This window comes from Idiomarina sp. Sol25 (assembly GCF_033052775.1).
Classification (GTDB): domain Bacteria; phylum Pseudomonadota; class Gammaproteobacteria; order Enterobacterales; family Alteromonadaceae; genus Idiomarina.
The window spans coordinates 1-348 of the sequence record NZ_JAUPEW010000061.1 but is presented as its reverse complement, the minus strand read 5'-3'; the positions used below and the strand labels follow the sequence as shown (position 1 = coordinate 348).

Annotated in this window: 2 pseudogenes; both read left to right on the top strand. The window is 57.8% G+C overall.

The window, feature by feature from the left end:
* Positions 1-149: pseudogene (locus tag Q5L94_RS13465) on the top strand (IS5/IS1182 family transposase); the annotation flags it as partial.
* 83 nt (positions 150-232) lie between these two features.
* Positions 233-348 (top strand): annotated as a pseudogene (locus tag Q5L94_RS13460) (IS5/IS1182 family transposase); the annotation flags it as partial.

The following is a 348-nucleotide window of genomic DNA, read 5'->3' as shown; positions in this document are numbered from 1 at the left end:
CAGAGACGAAAATGCACTGCGTCAAACTACTCGGCCAAGGCCTGATGGCGCGCGACTTCGACCGCCAGGTGGCTGAGCTACAAGTCAGGATTGCCGTGCTCAATCGCTATACTGCTCTTGGCATACCCATCACCGAGCCAGTAGGATAAATCCGTCCAGGGAAAGGGGACGTCCGCTCAAAACCCGATTTGTGCAACAGAGCCAGTCTGGGGGACTGTTTTCCCGACAAACGCGCAAGCATGGTGGGCCCAAGCGGCGGATTTGGCGCAAGATACATCTTGGGATCGACGAACAAACGCTGGAGGTTCGGGCCGTGGATGTCACCGGGAGCCACATCTGTGATGCGCC